Source organism: Oliverpabstia intestinalis, from assembly GCF_009696065.1.
Taxonomy (GTDB): Bacteria; Bacillota; Clostridia; order Lachnospirales; family Lachnospiraceae; genus Oliverpabstia; species Oliverpabstia intestinalis.
Genome location: NZ_VUMS01000011.1, coordinates 15,965 through 32,301, shown reverse-complemented (window position 1 = coordinate 32,301; position 16,337 = coordinate 15,965). Strand labels below are relative to the sequence as shown.

13 protein-coding genes are annotated in these 16,337 nt (G+C 46.3%); all 13 read right to left on the bottom strand.

What is annotated here, in order from left to right; genetic code table 11:
* Positions 1 to 5: 5 nt before the first annotated feature.
* Positions 6 to 1,919 carry an NAD(+) synthase gene (locus FYJ57_RS07145; RefSeq protein WP_154432170.1) on the bottom strand — a complete coding sequence of 638 codons (1,914 nt, stop codon included), beginning with the start codon at positions 1,917 to 1,919 and terminating at the stop codon, positions 6 to 8.
* A 15-nt stretch (positions 1,920 to 1,934) separates the two neighbouring features.
* Positions 1,935 to 2,816 (bottom strand): Hsp33 family molecular chaperone HslO, encoded by an 882-nt coding sequence (gene hslO / locus FYJ57_RS07140; RefSeq protein WP_154432169.1) that lies wholly within the window; start codon positions 2,814 to 2,816, stop codon positions 1,935 to 1,937.
* 104 nt (positions 2,817 to 2,920) lie between these two features.
* Positions 2,921 to 3,676: a class I SAM-dependent DNA methyltransferase gene (locus tag FYJ57_RS07135; protein ID WP_022172289.1), complete on the bottom strand. Its 756-nt coding sequence runs from the start codon at positions 3,674 to 3,676 to the stop codon at positions 2,921 to 2,923.
* A 271-nt stretch (positions 3,677 to 3,947) separates the two neighbouring features.
* Positions 3,948 to 4,739, bottom strand: coding sequence for a prolipoprotein diacylglyceryl transferase (locus FYJ57_RS07130; protein WP_154432168.1), 792 nt, complete (start codon positions 4,737 to 4,739; stop codon positions 3,948 to 3,950).
* A 46-nt stretch (positions 4,740 to 4,785) separates the two neighbouring features.
* Positions 4,786 to 5,382 carry a nucleotidyltransferase family protein gene (locus tag FYJ57_RS07125; RefSeq protein WP_154432167.1) on the bottom strand — a complete coding sequence of 199 codons (597 nt, stop codon included), beginning with the start codon at positions 5,380 to 5,382 and terminating at the stop codon, positions 4,786 to 4,788.
* Positions 5,379 to 7,658, bottom strand: coding sequence for a xanthine dehydrogenase family protein molybdopterin-binding subunit (locus FYJ57_RS07120; protein ID WP_154432166.1), 2,280 nt, complete (start codon positions 7,656 to 7,658; stop codon positions 5,379 to 5,381). Before FYJ57_RS07120 ends, FYJ57_RS07125 begins: the two co-directional genes overlap by 4 nt.
* Positions 7,649 to 8,125: a (2Fe-2S)-binding protein gene (locus FYJ57_RS07115; protein WP_022172293.1), complete on the bottom strand. Its 477-nt coding sequence runs from the start codon at positions 8,123 to 8,125 to the stop codon at positions 7,649 to 7,651. Before FYJ57_RS07115 ends, FYJ57_RS07120 begins: the two co-directional genes overlap by 10 nt.
* A 4-nt stretch (positions 8,126 to 8,129) precedes the next feature.
* Positions 8,130 to 8,915 carry an FAD binding domain-containing protein gene (locus tag FYJ57_RS07110; RefSeq protein WP_154432165.1) on the bottom strand — a complete coding sequence of 262 codons (786 nt, stop codon included), beginning with the start codon at positions 8,913 to 8,915 and terminating at the stop codon, positions 8,130 to 8,132.
* Positions 8,916 to 9,079: 164 nt separating this feature from the next.
* Complete coding sequence (pflA, locus tag FYJ57_RS07105; RefSeq protein WP_154432164.1) at positions 9,080 to 9,835, bottom strand: pyruvate formate-lyase-activating protein; 756 nt, start codon at positions 9,833 to 9,835, stop codon at positions 9,080 to 9,082.
* Between the two features lie 129 nt (positions 9,836 to 9,964).
* Positions 9,965 to 12,217 carry a formate C-acetyltransferase gene (gene pflB / locus FYJ57_RS07100; protein ID WP_154432163.1) on the bottom strand — a complete coding sequence of 751 codons (2,253 nt, stop codon included), beginning with the start codon at positions 12,215 to 12,217 and terminating at the stop codon, positions 9,965 to 9,967.
* A 189-nt stretch (positions 12,218 to 12,406) separates the two neighbouring features.
* Positions 12,407 to 13,825 carry an alanine/glycine:cation symporter family protein gene (locus FYJ57_RS07095; RefSeq protein ID WP_154432162.1) on the bottom strand — a complete coding sequence of 473 codons (1,419 nt, stop codon included), beginning with the start codon at positions 13,823 to 13,825 and terminating at the stop codon, positions 12,407 to 12,409.
* A gap of 21 nt (positions 13,826 to 13,846) precedes the next feature.
* Entirely contained in the window at positions 13,847 to 14,695 is an 849-nt protein-coding gene (locus tag FYJ57_RS07090) for a PIN domain-containing protein (protein WP_154432161.1), read from the bottom strand.
* A 318-nt stretch (positions 14,696 to 15,013) separates the two neighbouring features.
* On the bottom strand, positions 15,014 to 16,321 hold the full coding sequence (locus FYJ57_RS07085; RefSeq protein WP_235904479.1) for a TPM domain-containing protein: 1,308 nt from the start codon (positions 16,319 to 16,321) through the stop codon (positions 15,014 to 15,016).
* Between the last annotated feature and the right edge of the window lie 16 nt (positions 16,322 to 16,337).

Below are 16,337 nucleotides of genomic sequence, written 5' to 3'. Positions count from 1 at the left end.
CACTATTATGACAGTTTTTCCACCTGATCCATCCAGATACGCACACAGGAATCGCTGGACATCCTCAGGTCTCCTCTTGGCGATACAGCTACGGTACCGACTTTCGGTCCATCCGGCAGACAGGAGCGCTTAAACTGCTGCATAAAGAATCTCCGGTAAAAATTCTTTAACCATTTCAGGATCACTTCCCGGTCATACACACCGTCAAAAGTCTGCACTGCGATCCGGAAAATCTTATCCGGCTCATATCCTGCACGAAGCATATAATAAAGGAAAAAATCATGCAGTTCATACGGTCCCACCAGATCTTCTGTTTTCTGTGCGATCTTGCCGTCTTTTGGCGGAAGCAGCTCCGGGCTTACCGGCGTATCCAGAATATCCAGCAGAATCTCGGACAGGCGATCATCTCCACAGGTATCCGCATAATACCGCACCAGATGGCGCACCAGTGTCTTCGGAATTGACGTATTAACCGCATACATGGACATATGATCTCCGTTATAGGTTGCCCATCCAAGTGCCAGTTCCGACAAGTCACCTGTTCCGATCACCATACCGCCCGCCTGATTCGCGATATCCATGATCACCTGCGTACGTTCTCTCGCCTGACAGTTTTCGTATGTCACATCGTGATTTTCCATATCATGTCCGATGTCCCTGAAATGAATGGTTACGGCTTCACGGATATCTACTTCCCGCAGGGTCGCACCAAGTTTTTTGGTAAGATCGCAGGCATTACGATACGTTCTGTCAGTAGTTCCGAAACACGGCATCGTGACTGCCGTGATTTTTTCTCTTGGCATGCCAAGAAAATCAAAGGCTCTGGCTGTCACCAGCAGTGCCAGTGTGGAATCAAGTCCGCCGGAGATACCGATGACAGCGCTCTGGCTGTGAGTATGTTCCAGACGTTTCTTCAGTCCCATTGCCTGAATCGTCAGAATCTCGTCACATCGTTTTTCCCTTTCTTCTTTTCCGGACGGTACAAACGGTTTTCTCGGGAAAGTTCTGGTCAATCTGGTTTCTTCTTTCTCCAGTGTAAATATAATTTCCTGATAACCGGCCGTATCTGCCGGCGGATAAGTTGTCATTTTCCTTCGCTCGGTTACAAGACGCCGGATATCCAGATCACCGTAGATTGTCTGATTGATAAAATGTTTTGCCTCTTTTAAGATGGAGCCGTTTTCACAGATCAGATTGTGTCCGCCAAATACCAGATCCGTAGAAGATTCTCCCTCCCCGGCCGTTGCGTAGATATAACCGCAGATCAGACGCGCCGACTGTCCTTTTACCAGTTCTCTCCGGTAGCTATCTTTTCCGGTGATTTCATCCCCTGCTGACAGATTGATGATCACATTCGCACCTGCCAGTGCATGAGCCACGCTCGGCGGATTCGGTACCCAGAGATCCTCGCAGATCTCCACAGCCACTTTCATTCCTGTCATCTGCGGGCAGGAAAACAGAAGTTTTGTTCCAAATGGTACTTCCACCCCGTCAATTTTAACCATATGGGAGTCCTGATCCGCCGGTGTAAAATGCCTTGCCTCATAATATTCAGCGTAATTTGGCAGATTCGTCTTCGGTACCAGACCAAGAATGGTTCCTCTGTTTAAGACAGCTGCCACATTATATAATTTTCCATTATATTCCCATGGAAGGCCTACAATGATCAGCGCGTCCACCTGACTGGTCTCCTTTGCCAGCCATATCAGCTGCTCTCTCGCACTGTCCAGAAGCAATGTCTGCCAGAACAGATCCTGACAGGTATATCCGGTGATACAAAGCTCCGGAAATGCCATGATCTTTGCACCCTCGTTTTCCATCTGCCGGATCAGCTTCAGAATCTCCCCTGCATTGTATACACAGTCTGCCACCTGAATCTTCGGTGTACCGGCTGCTGTTTTGATAAATCCGTGTCTCATATATTTCCTTTCCGCCTATTTTCTGGCAAGTTCCAGCAGTTCTTTCAGTTCTTCTACGCTGAAGGTATAGTTGGTGTTACAGAAATGACAATTCAGTTCGATGTTTTCACCGTCATCGATCATGCCCTGCAGTTCTTTTTCTCCCAGACTGATCAATACTTTTCCAACCCTTACTTTGTCACAGTTGCAGTAGAAACTTGTCGGCACTTTCTCATTGATCTCCAGATCCATATCACCAAGCAGTTTTTCCAGCAGCATTTCCGGTGTATAACCCTGATCCAGAAGTTCGGTAACAGAAGTGATCTGTGCCAGATTTTTCTCCAGTTTCTCAATCACTTCTTCCTCTGCGTTCGGCATCAGCTGCACGATAAATCCACCGGCCTGGTGGACAGTATTATCCTTCTCCATCAGTACGCCAAGTCCTACTGCGGAAGGCACCTGCTCACTGCTTGCAAAATAATAGGTCAGATCATCTCCGATCTCACCGGTCTTTAATTCCGTCTGTCCCACATACGGCTCTTTCAGACCCAGATCCTTAATTACACTTAAGACACCAAGACCAAGCGCACCGCCCACATCCAGTTTTCCCTGTGCATTCGCCGGGAGCATGACTTCCGGATGATTTACATAACCTTTTACTCTTCCTTTGGAATCGGAAGTCACCGTCAGACCTCCGATCGGTCCGCTACACTTGATCTGCAATGTCAGGACATCTTTGTCCCCTTTCATCATGATTCCCATCATCGCACCGCCGGTCAGCAGACGTCCCAGAGCCGCGGTTGCCACAGGGCTGGTATTATGATCCTTTCTTGCGGTCTCCACTACATCTTTTGTGTTAGCCGCAAAGGCGCGGATCTGTCCGTCGGCTGCGGTTGCTCTTACAATATAATCACTCATATCTGTTTCCTTTCTTTCATATAATATTATGACACCAGGGTCAAAAGTTCAGAAATCTGACGCATGCTTGCTTCCAGGAAGTTTTCATACTTTCTGCAATTTCTTTATTTTGTACACTCTCTCGCAATAAAATAGATTCTTTCGCTGTCTTCCCGTACCGGTTCTCTGGTAAATGCATCGTAGATTGCTTCCACTTTCAGTCCTGCTTCCTCCAGTAATTCTTTCACTCTCTCCGGCTCATATGCTTTCTGGTAATGGAATTCTTCGTGCTTCCGGTAAAGATCGTCCTCTTCTTTAATAAATAATGTCAATGCATATTCATTGACCTGTGATTCCTCATCAAAGCAGTTTTCCCAGATAAAGCTTCCCTCTTCCCGGTTTTCTGCAATCGTCGTGTTGCCGATGACCTCCCGGTATTTGTACGGAGTATTCATATCAAAGACAAAGATTCCGCCCGGATCCAGATAATTGTTGGCCAGACAGAAGACCTCCAGAAGATCTTCTTCCTCCAGAATATAATTCATACAGTCACAGATACTTACAACAGCCCTGACCGTTCCATACAGTTCAAATTCCCGCATATCCTGCATCAGATATAAAATATCCAGACCGGATTCCACCCGTTTTTCCTGGGCGACCTCCAGCATATCCGGGGAATTGTCGATGCCGATCATATCGTACCCCTCAGCTGCCAGAAGTTCTGTCATACTTCCGGTACCGCAGCCAAGCTCCGCGATCAGTCCGTCTTCTATTCCATATTCTTTTAAAATACCGGTCAGATACGTACACCATGCCGGATAATCAATGTTATCCATGAACAGATCGTATACACCGGCAAAACTTTCATAAGATTCTTCCATACTGTCTCCTTTCTGACCTGTCGTTCTCTTTCTTCCGGTTTCCTGTTTTACAAAACGTTTTTCAGAAGTAATACCTTCCACAAATCCAATCCCAGCGATTTGCGGAAGGTATCCGATTCCTCTTGTGTAACCTTGTAACTGTTCAGTACCTTCACAGATACAGGAAAAATTGCATTAATAATTACCTTCGGTGATGTCATTTTGCTTGTATGTCTCAGGATTTTGGCATATTCATGCCAAGACACCTCGTGGGATAGTGGCTGCTGAATAGTTACACAACCTTTTCTTCCTGTATATTCTTTTCCGGTCCCTGTGCCTTTTTCTTTCCAAACCAGAAAAACAGTACCATGCCGGCAATCGCAGTGAAAATAGCGATAAACTGGGATGTGGACAGACTTCCCACATTTCCCCTTTCCAAATCCCCACGGAAGAATTCCAGGACAAATCTTCCCACACTGTAACAAACCAGATACAGCCCTGCCACCTGTCCGTCACCTTTTTTCTTTCCTGCAAACCACATCAGGAAGATGCAGTTCAGAAAATCCAGCCCGCTGGAGATCAGCTGAGTCGGAATCAACGGCACGTTGTTCGGCGCATAAGCAGAATCGTGGAAAATAATATGAAATGCACTGTTCGTCTCTTTTCCATAGCAACATCCTGCCAGAAAACACCCGATTCTTCCAAATCCCTGTGCCAGTGCCACCGACGGCATAACCAGATCGAAATATTTTATAAATTTCAGTTTTGCCACCTTACAGTAGAGCCATGCGGCAAGGATTCCTCCGATGATTCCTCCATAAACCACAAAACCGTTCCGTGCATCTTTCAAAAGGGAAGGATCTTTAAGAATCGCCGGAAGCTGCGTGATCAGATATAGAAGCTTTGCTCCTCCAAATCCACCGATCACCGCCCAGACCGTCACATAGAAGACTTTGTCCGGATCCAGCGCATATTTTTTCGACCGGTACGTGGCACTGAAGTATGCCGCCAGCACACCAATGGCAATCATCAGTCCATATCCGTAGATTGTGATCGGACCAATGGAAAACAATTCATTTTTCATGGATATCTCCTTTTATGTTTTATCTTTTCGCGTCCCCCTTATTATATCAGCATGCCCCGTCCGGTACAATCAAATTATTATCAAAATTATAATCCACATCTTCCAGTTCTTTAGCATGTGCTACCGGATACCAGCGAATCTCTTCCGGATGCTTTTTCAGGATCTTTCTCCCTCCCTGATCTCCGGAGAGTGCCCTGAGATCAGGAAGATATTTTCTGGAAAACCAGACCGGATTACCGGGCGTTTCACCATGGCAGACACTGCCCAGGTCTGCATGCTGTTTTTCCATTTCGCAGACAAATCCTTCCATAGTTTTCTCGCGAAGCCAGGGCTGATCTGCTGTAAAAAATACAAATGCTTCCGTATCGTCTGCTTCCTTCAGCCCGTTTTTTATAGTCCAGGACGCACCGTCCCTGCTTTCCGGTGAAAATACTGTCCGGTGGGCAAATGTTCTTCCCTGTTCCAGAAGTTCTTCATACTGGCTGACCAGCACAATTTCCCAGTCACTGTGCCGTTCGCATATTGCAGCCAGCCGTTCAAGGACATGCCGGTACATCGGTTTCCCATCGATCGGATAAAATAGTTTATTACTGCCAAAACGGCGGCTGTTTCCAGCCGCCATATAAATCATTCGAATTCTCATTTTTTCAGGAGTCCCATCGCAATCTTTTCGCTTGTGATCGGCAATTCCCGGAACCACAGACCTGTTGCATTATAGATTGCATGCGCCAGTGCCGGTGATGGCGTATTAATAACGATCTCACCGATGGATTTGGCCCCAAACGGTCCTGTCGGTTCGTAACTGCTCTCAAACTCCACACGCAGTTTTCCCATATCCAGACGGGTCGGAACTTTATACTGCATTAAGGAATTATTTCTCAACTGTCCTTTCGGGCTGTACTGAATATTCTCATACAGTGCCATACCGATTCCCTGTACAATGCCTCCTTCCACCTGAACCCGTGCCAGATTCGGATTGATGACCGTACCACAGTCCACAACTGCCACATAATCAAGAACCTCTACATGACCAGTCTCTTTATCCAGTTCAATCTCTACCATACCTGCCATAAACGGAGGCGGGGACACCGGTGAGCTGCTGTCTTCCACAGCTTCCAGGGCATTGATACTTCCGCACATGGAACTGGTACCGATCTGGGTAAGCGAAACTTCCTCACCGGTAGCCAGACGTTTTACACTGTCTCCGGCAAATTCCAGTTCCTCACTTTCACAGTCCAGGATCTTTGCAGCTTCCTGCACGATCCGTTCCTGTAATTTTCTGCAGGCCTTTTCTACCGCACGTCCGGTAATATACGTGGTACTGGATGCATAAGATCCGGAATCATACGGGGAGGTATCGGTATCCGCACCGCTGACGATCACATTTTCAATCGGGCACATCATACATTCTGCTACCATCTGTGCCAGAATCGTATCACAGCCGGTTCCCATATCTGCCGCACCGATTGCAAGGGTGTAGATACCGTCTTCGTTCAGTTTGATATCCGCAGACCCCACATCCACACCGGAGATACCGGAACCCTGCATGGACATAGCCATTCCCACGCTTCGCACTTTACCGTTTCCCATATCTCTTGCCGGATATTTGTCTTCCCAGCCGATCATCTTTGCTGCACGCTCCAGACAACGATCCAGGGCACAGCTATTACTTACCTCATCGTAATAAGAATGCATCTGCACCCCTTCACGTACCATGTTCATCTCACGAACCTTCAGAGGATCTATGCCGATCTTTGCCGCCAGCTGATTGACAGCGGATTCTACCGCAAACTGCCCCTGAGTTGCTCCGTATCCACGGTATGCACCTGCAGACATCACATTACTGTAAACTACGTCATAGGAAAAACGATGAGCCTCCAGAGATCCTTCGTATAGTGGAATGGATTTGTGTCCGGACAGACCAACCGTTGTCGGACCATGCTCCCCATACGCACCGGAATTGGATAACGTATATACATCGATAGCACGGATCTTACCATTTTTCATTGCTCCCAGCCGTACGGTTACTTCCATCTCATGCCGTGGGGAAGATGCGGTCTGGGATTCCTGTCTGCTGTAAATGATCATAGACGGTTTTCCGGTCTTCCAGGTGACAAAAGCCGGGAAAACTTCCGCTACCACCGACTGTTTTGCCCCGAATCCACCACCGATTCTCGGTTTGCTGACACGGATCTTTGATTTTGGTATTCCCAGAGCATTGGACAGGATCCTTCGTACATGAAAGACGATCTGTGTGGAACTCACCACATTCAGTCTGCCATAAGCATCCATAAAGCAGCAGGTACGGAAAGTCTCCATCATCGCCTGCTGATCTGCTTTTACATGATAGGTCTCTTCCACCATCACTTCACAGTCTTTGAAAACGGCTTCCACATCCCCGTAACCGCTGGTTCCTGTTGCCACCAGATTGCGCTTATTATCTGCTCCCACCGGACATAATGCTTTCCAGTTTTCTTCCGGGTGAACCAGAATCTCATTATCTTTGGCTTTGTGAAAATCCAGAATGGCCGGTAGAACTTCGTACTGTACTTTAATGATTTTCAGTGCTTTGTCTACGCACTCCTCATTCTCTCCCGCTACGATGGCCACCGGATCCCCCACATAGCGTACATGCTGATCCAGAATCTGACGGTCATAGGGACTTGGCTCCGGATAGGTCTGTCCGGCCATGGTAAAACGCTGGGTTGGTACATCTTCCCAGGTATACACAGCTTCGATTCCCGGAACCTTCTTTGCTGCATCTGTTTTTATTGACAGAATATTTGCGTTGGCATGCGGGCTTCGAAGTACTTTTACCACCAGACAGTCAGCCGGAGCCACATCCTGTGTAAAGACCGGTTTTCCTGTTACCAGCGCCATTGCATCTTTTTTCATCACCGGTTGTCCTACTACCTGCATACTGCACCTTCTTTCTCTTTTTTATAAGCAAGAAACTGCTGGATTCCCCGGAGCTGTCCTTCGTATCCGGAACAACGGCATAGATTTCCTGCCAGATATTCTTTTATTTCTTCCTCGGATGGATCCGGATTCTCACGAAACAGTGCCAGTGCGTTCATGATCATGCCCGGATTACAGAAACCGCACTGTTCTGCTCCCTGATTGGCAATAAATGCACCGAACTCCGCCGCTTCCTCCTGCAGTCCTTCCAGAGTATCTACTTTATGGCCGGATACTCTCGCCACCAGAGTGGAACAGGAAAGTACCGGTTTGTCATCTACAAATACTGTACACAACCCGCAGTTTGCCGTCTCACATCCTCTTTTCACACTTTTACACCCATGGGCACGCACAAAATCCAGCAGGAGCATCCCCGGCTGAATCTCTTCTGTGATTTTTTTACCATTTAACGTCATCTGGATCTTCATACCGTTATACCTCCTGCATCTTTTCTATCTGTTTGAGCCCTCTGCCGATCAGAACTTCTGCCAGATGGCTTCGGAATTCTTTTCCCGCACGCATATTACCTTCTGTCGGAAACTGCGCAGCCAGTTCTCCGGCCAGTGCTTCACTGCCCTTTTTCTTCCAGTCAGCCTCTGACACACACAGACAGACTGCTCTCGACGGACGGGCACCGACTGCCGTATAGATCTGTCCCTCCCGTAACGAAATCCCACAGGTCAGTACCGGAAAATCTGTTTTTGAATTTCTGTGAGACAGATAGACACTTTTATCCTCATGTTTTTTCACAATCAGGCGCACCAGAATATCCCGGTCCGGTTTCTGCCTGGCAAATTCGGCAAGGGGGATGCAGCCGCCTTTGTACAGTTCCACCCAGGTATCCAGTGCCAGAAAACAGGTCAGTACATCCGAGAAGCCAAATCTTCCGAAAATACTTCCGCCAACGGTTGCCAGATTCCGGAACTGTACACCGACTATACTTCTTACACTCTCACTGACTGCACCGTTTGTGTAGCTATTCAGTCCCTCGTGCTGCTCCAGCTGCCGCAGAGTTGTCATACAACCAATGGAAAATTCTTCTTCATTTTCCTCGATGGTATTCAATCCCAGATTGGACAGATCGATGGCTGTCGGAACCATCCGGCTTCCCATCTTCAGCCACAGCATGCCTCCAATGATACAGTTTCGCTTCTTCTGATTCAATTCATACGCCTGCTCCAGGCTTTCTGCCATCACGTATTCTTTTATTTTAATCATGTATTTCAATCACCTCTTTATTCTTGATGTTTACAATATTGGACATAATTCACCTATCATAAACAGTATACATGAAAATGCAGAAAGGGTAAAGAAAAAAATGTCATGAAAAATGCTTTGCTTTTTTCATGACATTTCCTATTATAATGTGCCCTGTAAACACTTTAAACCCGCGCTCCTGTATGTAGCAGCTGATTTGCATTTTTGATTCTCTCCTGAGTCGGCGGATCGATGCCTTCGAGCGGATACTCATAACCGAGTTCTTTCCATTTGTACGCGCCCAGTGTGTGATACGGCAGTACTTCTACTTTCTGTACATTGTGAAGAGACTGGATAAATGCATCCAGACGAATCAGATATTCGTCTTTGTCGCTTCGTTCCGGTACCAGTACATGTCGGATCCACATTGGTTTTCCGATTTCATCAAGGTATCTTGCCATATCCAGAATGTTCCGGTTCGTCTGACCGGTGAGGATCTTATGCTGTTCATCATCGATGTGTTTGATATCCAGCATCACAAGATCGGTCACTTCCAGAAGTTTTTTGATCTTCTCAAAGCGCTCGCCCTCTCTGGTAAATGGATTGCCGCTGGTATCCAGTGTGGTGTGGATGCCCTGGGCTTTGGCTTTCCTGAAAAGTTCTGTCAGAAAATCGATCTGCAGCATCGGTTCGCCGCCGGAGACGGTGATTCCGCCTTCTTTTCCCCAGTATCCTTTGTAGCGGACTGCTTTTTTCAGCAGTTCATCTGCGGTGTAAGGCGTTCCAACTTTCATATCCCAGGTATCCGGGTTATGGCAAAACTGGCAGCGCATCGCACATCCGGACACAAAGATCACATATCGTACTCCCGGTCCGTCTACGGAACCGAAACTTTCCAGTGAATGAATATATCCTGTCAGTTCTTTCTTTTCTTCTGACATAAGCTCCTCCATTTTTTCTTTTTCTTTTAAATTTTACCATAGAAAACATTTGGCGATACAGTTTTTCACTGCACCGCCAAACGATTTTATTTTATATTACTGTTTATTCACCTGAATCTGTCAGACAAATTACATTGTTTTGTGGCAGGTTCTTGCGATAACATCCAGCTGCTGTTCACGAGTCAGGTCGATGAACTTAACAGCATATCCGGATACACGGATTGTGAAGTTTGCGTATTCCGGTTTCTCCGGATGTTCCATAGCGTCGATCAGTTTTTCTGTACCGAATACGTTTACGTTCAGGTGATGTGCACCCTGATCGAAGTAACCATCCAGGATGTGTACCAGGTTGTTGACTCTTTCGTCATCGTCATGACCCAGTGCGCTCGGGCTGATGGTCTGTGTATTGGAGATACCATCCAGTGCCAGTTCGTATGGCAGTTTTGCTACAGAGTTCAGGGAAGCCAGCAGGCCGCTCTTCTCTGCGCCGTAAGATGGGTTAGCTCCTGGTGCCAGAGGCTCGCCCAGTTTTCTACCATCCGGCAGAGTACCGGTAGCTTTACCGTATACTACGTTGGATGTGATAGTCAGGATAGATGTTGTCGGCTCAGAATCTCTGTATGTGTGGCATTTGTTCAGTTTGTGCATGAATGTTTTCAGCAGCCAGATTGCGATATCATCTGCACGGTCATCGTCGTTACCGTATCTTGGGAATTCGCCTTCTGTCTCGAAATCTACTACCACACCGTCTTCATCACGGATTGCTTTAACTTTTGCATATTTGATAGCACTCAGAGAGTCTACTACGTGAGAGAAACCAGCGATACCGGTAGCAAATGTACGTCTTACATCTGTATCGATCAGAGCCATCTCTGCTGCTTCGTAGTAATATTTGTCATGCATGTAGTGGATCATGTTCAGAGTATCTACATACAGTTTTGCCAGCCAGTCCATCATAACATCGTAATGTTCCATTACTTCGTCATAATCCAGATATTCAGCTGTGATCGGTCTGTAAGCAGGTCCTACCTGAACTTTTGTCTTCTCATCGATACCACCGTTGATTGCGTACAGTAAGCATTTTGCCAGGTTCGCACGTGCACCGAAGAACTGGATCTCTTTACCGGTCTGAGTAGCGGATACACAGCAGCAGATGCTGTAGTCATCGCCCCATACCGGACGCATAACATCGTCGTTTTCGTACTGGATGGAACTTGTTGTTACAGAAATTCTTGCTGCGTAATCTTTGAAAGATTCCGGCAGTCTGGAAGAATAAAGAACAGTCAGGTTCGGTTCCGGAGACGGTCCCATGTTTTCCAGAGTATGCAGGAAACGGTAATCGTTCTTTGTTACCATGGAACGTCCGTCCTGTCCCATACCACCAACTTCCAGAGTAGCCCATACCGGGTCACCGGAGAACAGTTCTGTATAGGAAGTAATTCTTGCGAATTTTACCATTCTGAACTTCATAACCATATGGTCGATCAGTTCCTGTGCTTCTTTCTCTGTCAGAACGCCTGCTTTCAGGTCTCTCTCGATATAGATATCCAGGAATGTGGATACACGACCAACACTCATTGCTGCTCCGTTCTGAGTCTTGATTGCTGCCAGATATCCGAAGTACAGCCACTGTGCTGCTTCTTTTGCGTTTTTCGCCGGTACGGAAATATCGAATCCGTAAGATGCAGCCATTTCTTTCATTTCGTTCAGAGCTTTCATCTGATCTGCAAGTTCTTCACGAAGACGGAAATCAGTTCCTTTCATTCCATGTCTTTCGTAACGTTTCATATCGTAGTGTTTTTTCTCCAGCAGGAAATCGATACCGTACAGAGCTACACGACGGTAATCGCCTACGATACGTCCACGACCGTAAGTATCCGGCAGACCGGTAATGATTTTATTGTGACGGGCAACTTTCATCTCGTCAGTATAGATATCGAATACACCCTGGTTATGCGTTTTATGATATTTTGTGAAGATTTCATGCAGTTTCTCACTCGGTGTATATCCGTGTGTTGTGCAGGCTTTCTCAGCCATCTTGATTCCACCGTAAGGCATGAATGCTCTCTTCAGCGGTTTGTCTGTCTGCAGACCAACGACTGCTTCCAGATCTTTCATGCTTTCATCGATATATCCCGGGCCATATGCTGTGATACCGGAAACTACTTCTGTTTCCATATCCAGAACGCCGCCTTTTGCACGTTCTTCTTTCTGCAGCTCCTGCAGTTTTCCCCACAGTTTATCTGTTGCCTCTGTAGGTCCCTCCAGGAAAGTTTCATCTCCGTCATATGGTGTGTAGTTGCACTGAATGAAGTCACGTACATCTACGGAATTAACCCAGTTTTTACCCTGGAAGCCTTCCCACTGTTCAAACTTAGCCATTGCATATCCTCCTGTGTTTGTGTGTATTTGAATTGTTATCTTTTTGTCAAGTGTAGTATAACATCACTTTTTTCAAAAAACAAATAGAAAATAATCCCAAATCCATGAAATATAGGCATGTATGCAATTTTGTACAATTTTTGGCAGATATTGTATTTATTCAGGAACAATTTCCATATCTTGTGTTTTTTATCCTTTTTTTCTGTTTTTCTTCTCTATTTCATAAGATTTCAGTGCCTTCATGGCGATTCCGGACATCGGATAAAGCATAATAATATTAAACACGGTCATCAGACCCACGCCGACGTCTCCAAGATCCCACACCACCGTGTATGCTGCCAGTCCGCCGATAAACATCATCACCAATGCAAGTACTTTATAGAGATTCTGCGGCAGCATTCCATCTCCAAACAGATATGATATATTTGATCTTGCATAATATAAAATACCGAGAAAAGTGGAGAAACTGAACAGCCAGAGTGTCGCTGCAATGAAAATCACACCAAACTGTCCCAGATGGTAGCCCATTGCTGCCTGTAAAAGTTCCATTCCTACCGCCCCTTCGGTCAGGCTTTCCGGCGTCAGAAGCATGATCATCGCCGTACAGCTGCAGATCACGATCGTATCAATAAAAACTCCCAGTGCCTGGGTCAGCCCAAGTTTTACCGGTTGATCGCTTTCTGCTGCCGCTGCCGCACAGGGGGCTGAGCCGGAACCGGCTTCATTGGAAAACAGACCACGTTTCACACCATTCATCACCACCGTGCCAAGTCCTCCTGCCACTGCCTGACGAATACCAAACGCTTCCTCAAAGATTCTGGAAAACACCCCCGGAAGGGCAGAAAAATTCATACAGATCAAAATCACAGTAATCAGAAAATAACATCCTGCCATAATCGGTACCAGCACATCCAGCACTTTTACCGTTGCAGTTTTTCGAAAAATGATCACTGCCGCAAGTGCTACCAGAACCACTGTGGTATAGATTGGCGGAATGTGAAAGGCATTATGGAATGCAGAAGTTACGGAATTGCTGATAACCTGACTGATTCCACACCAGCAGATCAGTCCGGAGATTGCAAAGAGAACGGATATTCCCACATAACGTTTCTTTTTTCCTCCCCGCTTTTCCTGTATGAATCTGTGCATATAATAGGCCGGTCCACCACGGTAGCCACCATATACCGGGTCTTTTTCTTTATAGATCTGTGCAAGAGTTGCTTCCACAAAGGCCGTGGACGAGCCGATGAGTGCCGTCACCCACATCCAGAAAACCGCACCCGCTCCTCCGGCGGAAATTGCCGCAACCACACCGACTAGGTTTCCCATACCGACACGTGTAGCGGTAGAGACGATCAGTGTCTGTAATGCCGACAATGTACTGTTATGGCTCTCCCCTTCCGCCTTTTCCTTTTTTTCAAACAATGTATGCAGCATATCCGGAAACAGACGGATGGGAAGAAATCTCGTCCGGATCGTAAACCAGATTCCTGCCGGAATCAGTATCATTACGAGCAGGGAAAGCCGAAAAGAACTTCCTCCCGGAAGCGGAAGCACGATCCAGTCACCCCATAAAAACTGATATACTTTTTCAATTATCGCTATCATATGACTTATCCTTTTCTTTTTTTATTCTCCTGCTGAGAGGATTGGACGGATTACCTTGGAAGATTCCTGTGTTTTTCTGTTTTTCTGCGGATACTTCCGGTAATTGTGGTATTTTCTGTATTTGCGATGTGCCGGTTTTCTGATTTCTGCACCGTTATTCTCCTGACGGACTGCAACTTCTTTTACCTGCTGTTCCTGTTTCTCTTCTGTCAGCACCTTTTCTGCCACCGGAATCTCTGTGTTTTCCACATCCGGTTTCTGCTGCGCCGGATTCTGTGATTTTGTTTCCTGTTTTCTTGTGTGTACCTGCAGTCTTGTTGTCTGCCCCGGATGTGCATTTCCCTTCTTCTGCTGTTTTTTTCCATGGAATTTCTTCTGCTGATCAGGTTTCTCTTTCTCTTCACCGAATTCCTTTTCCGCTTTTTCCATTTTTTCCGGGTTTCCTGGTTTTTCTTTCTTTTCTTTTTTTTCTGTTTTTGAAGGTTTTTCTTCTTCCAGATCTGCCTTTGCTGCTGCAATATCTGACGCAGTCTTCACATTTTCTCCACGATCTGCCCAGTAACCTGTCAGGATCGCAAGACCTTTATCCTCAGACACAATATAATATGTCTCGTTTTTACCTTCATTTTCACTGATCAGATATCCCAGATATGTGGACAATTGAAAATCCAGTGCATTTTTCACACCGACTTCAACTTTTTGTAATACGATTTTTCCTTTTGTCTGATTCAGTTTTTCGTGAAGACCGAAGGTAAGTGTGGATGCGTTTTCACTGTAAAAAATACACACACAATCCTTCTTGCCAAGCTGATCCACCCCGTACATTCCGTCAGCTTTTACATTTTCATAATCTACGAGATAATATGCCATAATTTTTTCTCCATTTCTTCCATGTTTGTGAAGTACTATTCTTTCAATCGCACATTATTTTATTCTACCCTTTCCCGGCATTACTGTCAAACGCTCTGTGCATTTCTCTGCTACTTTTTTCTCTTACAGCTTTCCCAATGATCCATTGGTAAATGCCTGTCTTATCATACACACCAAATGTTTATCCAGATGTACGTACTTTAGAGCGTGTCTGAAAAATCATTCCCGCAATCTGCACGCACAAAAAAGACGAATCTACTGAAAATGTATGATTCGTCTTTTTCCTTTTTCATATTGGCTGTCGATTGTTTCCATCCATCAGAACTTTCCGGATGTTCCTCCATGGCTTCTTCCGGAAGAGCTTGTGTGTGTGGAGCTTCCACCGGAGGAACTTCCGCTGGAGCTGGATACCACTCTGGATGTCACGTTGGATGCAACCAGCACATCCGAATTCTGATACAGGCGCATACTTCCTGCCACCTGGTAATCCGCTGCTGATTCTTTTTTCCGTACACTTTTCAGTTTTGCACTCTTCGATCTTCCTATCAGTAAAGAAATCAGGAAACCAATTGCAAGGGAGATGGGGATATATACGGGATGGACTGTCCCTTTTGGCATATTATCCCCATCATATGGTTCTCCCGTATGGGCCTGGGTAAGGAACTTATCACAGCAGTCTGCAAAGTCGTTGAAGGCATCGCCATACCTTCCTCCACTTAAGGCAGGTTTGAAATCATTTACCACATATTGCAGACCTGCATCGGTAAATGCTGTGATACCAAAACCATAGGTAGTGATAGCATAGTCTCTGTCTTCCATACTGATCAGCAACAGGATACCGTCATCGTCTTTTCCGTAGCCGTAGCCGTTATAATCATAGAAATCATCTGCATAATCCTGTGAAGTCTTTCCTTCCAGGGAATCCACGGTGACTACTGCCACTTCACATTCCTGTCTTTCACTGATTTCCTCCAGTTTATCCAGCAGAGCATCTGCTTCTTCCTCAGTCAGCAGACCTGCATCATCCACAAGCAGCGGAAGCTGTCTTTCTTGCGGAATCGCGCTGCCGGCTTCCTGAGTGTTCGAACCGGAAGCTTCTGTAGTTTCCGAAGTATCGGCACCTGCCGTCTGGTCATCGCCCTGGCTGTCTGCAGCAGCCGGTTCTGCCACTCCCTGAGAATCCACGCTGCAGATAGCAGCTGCCGCATCCAGATAAGCATCTACACAATCCACATAATAATCCTGAATGGCAAATTCGTTCCAGAGTTCATTTTCCTGTTCCTCCGTCAGTGGAGCTGACTCCATTCCTGAGCTGTAGATAAACCATTCCTGATCATCGATACTGTAGATCAGCATAAAGCCCGGATCATCGGCAAACAGTCCCTTGTACACCTGCTCAGATACTGCCGGAGTTCCCATGCCCTCCGTGGTGTTCGTGATCATACAGGTAATGCGAAGTCCCGCTTCTTCCGATATTGTTTCTGCTTTTTCGTTCAGCGTCGAAATATATTCCCCCAGCACATCGCTCTGATCAATGATATAGGTATTACTGTCCGCATATACAGGTATGCCGAAGAGCAATCCGAATAAAATGGAGAGTATCGTAATTTTTAATTTGTGCTTCATATTCTCACCCTCCTTC

Coding starts and splice junctions, on each gene's coding strand:
- FYJ57_RS07130 (WP_154432168.1), bottom strand. CDS start 4,739: ATGAAAAATGAATTGTTTTCCATTGGTCCGATCACAATCTACGGATAT.
- FYJ57_RS07145 (WP_154432170.1), bottom strand. CDS start 1,919: ATGAGACACGGATTTATCAAAACAGCAGCCGGTACACCGAAGATTCAG.
- pflB (WP_154432163.1), bottom strand. CDS start 12,217: ATGGCTAAGTTTGAACAGTGGGAAGGCTTCCAGGGTAAAAACTGGGTT.
- FYJ57_RS07090 (WP_154432161.1), bottom strand. CDS start 14,695: ATGGCATATTATCTCGTAGATTATGAAAATGTAAAAGCTGACGGAATG.
- FYJ57_RS07110 (WP_154432165.1), bottom strand. CDS start 8,915: ATGATTAAAATAAAAGAATACGTGATGGCAGAAAGCCTGGAGCAGGCG.
- hslO (WP_154432169.1), bottom strand. CDS start 2,816: ATGAGTGATTATATTGTAAGAGCAACCGCAGCCGACGGACAGATCCGC.
- FYJ57_RS07125 (WP_154432167.1), bottom strand. CDS start 5,382: ATGAGAATTCGAATGATTTATATGGCGGCTGGAAACAGCCGCCGTTTT.
- FYJ57_RS07135 (WP_022172289.1), bottom strand. CDS start 3,676: ATGGAAGAATCTTATGAAAGTTTTGCCGGTGTATACGATCTGTTCATG.
- FYJ57_RS07115 (WP_022172293.1), bottom strand. CDS start 8,125: ATGAAGATCCAGATGACGTTAAATGGTAAAAAAATCACAGAAGAGATT.
- FYJ57_RS07120 (WP_154432166.1), bottom strand. CDS start 7,658: ATGCAGGTAGTAGGACAACCGGTGATGAAAAAAGATGCAATGGCGCTG.
- FYJ57_RS07085 (WP_235904479.1), bottom strand. CDS start 16,321: ATGAAGCACAAATTAAAAATTACGATACTCTCCATTTTATTCGGATTG.
- FYJ57_RS07095 (WP_154432162.1), bottom strand. CDS start 13,825: ATGATAGCGATAATTGAAAAAGTATATCAGTTTTTATGGGGTGACTGG.
- pflA (WP_154432164.1), bottom strand. CDS start 9,835: ATGTCAGAAGAAAAGAAAGAACTGACAGGATATATTCATTCACTGGAA.